Origin of the sequence: Streptomyces sp. PU-14G (genome assembly GCF_041028275.1) — a bacterium.
Lineage (GTDB): Bacteria > Actinomycetota > Actinomycetes > Streptomycetales > Streptomycetaceae > Streptomyces.
In genome coordinates this window covers 1-3,392 of the sequence record NZ_JASKYT010000507.1, presented here as the reverse complement: position 1 = coordinate 3,392, position 3,392 = coordinate 1, and the positions used below count along the sequence as shown (strand labels likewise).

At 70.1% G+C, this 3,392-nt stretch carries 4 protein-coding genes; 1 reads left to right on the top strand and 3 read right to left on the bottom strand.

Annotated elements, in window-relative coordinates; translation table 11 throughout:
* The 3 genes from AB8Z75_RS32450 to AB8Z75_RS32440 all read right to left on the bottom strand — a co-directional run.
* On the bottom strand, positions 1-171 hold a 171-nt coding region (locus AB8Z75_RS32450; protein WP_369208326.1), incomplete at its 3' end, for a DUF664 domain-containing protein.
* Positions 172-224: 53 nt separating this feature from the next.
* On the bottom strand, positions 225-1,682 hold the full coding sequence (locus AB8Z75_RS32445) for an aldehyde dehydrogenase family protein (protein WP_369208324.1): 1,458 nt from the start codon (positions 1,680-1,682) through the stop codon (positions 225-227).
* A gap of 56 nt (positions 1,683-1,738) precedes the next feature.
* Positions 1,739-2,644, bottom strand: coding sequence for a helix-turn-helix domain-containing protein (locus AB8Z75_RS32440; RefSeq protein ID WP_369208322.1), 906 nt, complete (start codon positions 2,642-2,644; stop codon positions 1,739-1,741).
* A gap of 274 nt (positions 2,645-2,918) precedes the next feature.
* Here AB8Z75_RS32440 and AB8Z75_RS32435 point away from each other — a divergent pair.
* On the top strand, positions 2,919-3,392 hold a 474-nt coding region (locus AB8Z75_RS32435), incomplete at its 3' end, for an ATP-binding protein (RefSeq protein WP_369208320.1).

The following is a 3,392-nucleotide window of genomic DNA, read 5'->3' as shown; positions in this document are numbered from 1 at the left end:
GTGCTTGAGGAGGCCGAGCAGCGAGAGCTCGCTGGCCGCGGGCGCGCTGCGCGCCTGCTCCTCGGTCAGCCCGTGGAGGGCTCGGCGGAGGCCGCCGCGCTGGGCCTCCAGATAGGCCAGAAGGGCGCCGCGCTCGTCACCTTCGGACTCGCTTCCCGGGCTGACGAGAATCAAGGTAGAAAGCGTCGCSGTCAGGGGGGGYCCGGCCGGTTCCGCTCGGCGCGTCAGAACGGGAACTCGCTGCGTTCCCGCTGGATGGACAGCCAGCGCGTGGTGGTGAAGGCCTCCACCACCTGGGGGCCGTTCAGGCGCCCGAGGCCGGAGAGCTTCTCGCCGCCGTAGGGGACGGTGGGCTCGTCGGCGACCGTGGAGTCGTTGACGTGGACCATGCCCGCGTCGATCCGCCGGGCCACCGCGACCCCCCGTTCGATGTCGGCGCTGTGCACCGCGCCCGCGAGCCCGTAGGGGGTGTCGTTGGCGACGTGTACGGCCTCCTCGTCCCCGTCCACGGGGACGATCAGGGCGACGGGCCCGAAGATCTCCTCGTGCAGCAGCGGCGAGGCCACCGGCAGGTCGGTGAGCACGCTGGGCGAGACGAGGTTGCCCTCGACGGCACCGTGCAGCAGCGCGGTGGCGCCCTCGGCGAGGGCCTGCTCGACGATGGCGGTCACGCGTTCGGCCTGGCGGGAGTTGATGAGCGGGCCGATGTGGGTGGCGGGGTCGGCCGGATCGCCGACGACGAGCCGGCGGACGCGCTCGACGAACTTGGGCGTGAACTGGGGCTCCAGGCGCCGGTCGACGATGATCCGGTTGGCCGCCATGCACAGTTGGCCCTGGTTGACGAAGCGGCTGTAGACGGCGGCGTCTACGGCGTAGTCGACGTCGGCGTCGTCCAGCACCACCAGACCGCTGTTGGAGCCCAGTTGCAGGATGACGCGTTTGAAGGTGCGGCCCGCGACGGTGGAGACGTGGCGGCCCACGCGGTCGGACCCCGTGAAGGAGATGACCTTGGGCACCGGGTGCTCGATGAGGGTGTCGCCGATCTCCGCGCTGTCGGTGATGACGACGTTCACCAGCCCCGGCGGCAGCCCGGCGTCCTGGAGGACCTTGGCGACCAGGGTGCCGCCGCAGATGGGCGTGGACTGGTGCGGCTTGAGGACGACGGCGTTGCCCAGCGCGAGCGCCGGCGCGGCCGACTTGACCGCCAGCAGGAAGGGGTAGTTGAACGGCGAGATGATCCCGACGACGCCCACCGGGTCGCGGTGGACGCGGTTCTCCTTGCCCTGCACGGAGGACGGCAGGACCTGGGCGCTCGGGGTCAGCGCGAGCTGGAGCGCCTCGCGGAAGAACTCCTTGACCATGTGGATCTCGAAGGCCGCCTTGAGCCGGGTGCCGCCCAGCTCCGCGATGATGGCCTCCGTGATCGCGCTCTCCTGCTCCTCGATGACCCGGATCGCGCGCTCGAAGACGCGTCTGCGCGCGTAGGGGTTGGTGGCTGCCCACTCACGCTGGGCCCGTTCCGCGGCGCGGTACGCCTCGTCCACCTCGTCGCGGGTGGCGACGGTGATGGAGGCGAGCTTCTCCCCGTTGTAGGGGTTGAAGTCGATGATGTCCCAGGAACCCGTGCCGGGACGCCACTGGCCGTCTACGCACTGGAGGGCCAGATCGGTGAAGTAGGACATGCCATTCCTTCGTGGGGTTGAAGGAGATGCTGCTGGCTGGTCATCGTACCGGCCGATCACAGCAGTTGGCGGATTCGGTGGAGGTGATCCCGGGTGTGTTCGGGAGAAAGGCCGATTTCCACCAGTCGTCGCAGCACCTGGTCGTACTGCGCCACCTCGTCGCGCTTGTCCAGATACAGGGCGCTGGTCAGCTGTTCGAGGTAGACGATGTCGTTGAGATCCGACTCGGGAAAGCGCAGCAGCGTGAAGGCGCCGCTCTCCGCGGCGTGGCCGCCCAGCTCGAACGGGACGACGTACAGGGAGATGTTGGGCGCCTCGGAGACCTCGGCGAGGTGGCGCAGCTGGGCGTCCATGACGGCTCTGTCGCCGAAGGGGCGGCGCAGCGCGGCCTCGTCGAGGACGCAGAGCAGGTGCGGCGCGTACTCCCCCAGCAGCAGCTTCTGGCGCTCCAGGCGGAGCGCGACGCGGCGGGCGACCTCGTCCTCGGCGAGGGGCGTGCGGTGTCCGGCGCTGACGACGGCGTGCGCGTACGCGTCGGTCTGCAGGAGTCCGTGGACGAACTGCACCTCGTAGGTGCTGATCCGGGAGGCGGCTCCCTCCAGGCCCACGTAGGTCTGGAACCAGCCGGGCAGCACGTCGCTGTAGTTGTGCCACCAGCCCGCGATGCTGGAGTCCCGGGCGAGGGAGAGCAGGGGTTCGCGCTCGGTGTCGTCGGTGACGCCGTAGAGGGTGAGCAGGTCCTCCACGTCGCGGGCCTTGAAGCTGACGCGGCCCAGTTCCATGCGGCTGATCTTCGATTCGGATGCCCGGATCGAGTAGCCGGCGGCCTCGCGGGTGATGCCGCGCGCCTCCCGCAACCTTCTCAGCTGGGACCCGAGCAGGATGCGGCGCACCATGGAACCACTGGCGCCGCCCGCCCCTTTCGGTCCCGCGGTGCTGCTCTGTGCCGGTTGTGTTGCCATTCCGATCAGCCCTCCACCCCTGCTCGAGGGGAAGTGTGCCATCTCCGCGCTTCGTTGCGTGCCCACCCGATTACACACGAAGGAAAGTAGCGCGTGCACGTGCATCTGCCCTTGCATCTGCCGTGAGCATTGGGAACCATGGGGAGGGCACAAGTGGACCCGTCGGCCGGGGAGTTGGCCTTCGGGTGCGCCGTGACGCCCGCACCAGCGGGGAAGCACGTCCGACAGGGATCCGCCCAGGATCGCCGCTGCCGCTGACAGCCAGGAGTGGCCGTTGCACGGGACCGAAGGATCGACGGTGCTGGAGCCCTTAGGGGAGGGGCTCCCCACACCGGATGCCGCCTCGGTTTCCGGTTCCGCCTCCTGCGCGCTCCCCGCGCACAACCGATCCGTCTCCGGCGCGCGGGACTTCACCCGCAGGATGCTCCAGCGCTGGGGCCTGACCGAAGAGTTCGATGACGTGGCGCTGGTGGTCACCGAGTTGGTGACCAATGCCATGCGGCACGGCCTGACCCCCGGCGCCGATCACGGGGCGGCGTCGGGGGACGAGGGCGACCAGCAGGTGAGGCTCCACCTGACCTGCTGGTCCGCCCGACTGGTCTGTGCCGTACGCGATCCCAGCGACCAACCGCCCGACGTGTCGGCCGTGCGGGCCGCGCGGGCGGCGGCCCACGGGGGCYKCGGCGGCCTGGGCGGATTTCCTGACCACGGGGGGCACCGCGTACGGCACAGACCAGTCGGGCGGACC

What these genes read in the sequence shown, in the direction of transcription:
- AB8Z75_RS32440 (WP_369208322.1), bottom strand. Translation starts at nt 2,644, where the DNA reads ATGGCAACACAACCGGCACAGAGCAGCACCGCGGGACCGAAAGGGGCG.
- AB8Z75_RS32445 (WP_369208324.1), bottom strand. Translation starts at nt 1,682, where the DNA reads ATGTCCTACTTCACCGATCTGGCCCTCCAGTGCGTAGACGGCCAGTGG.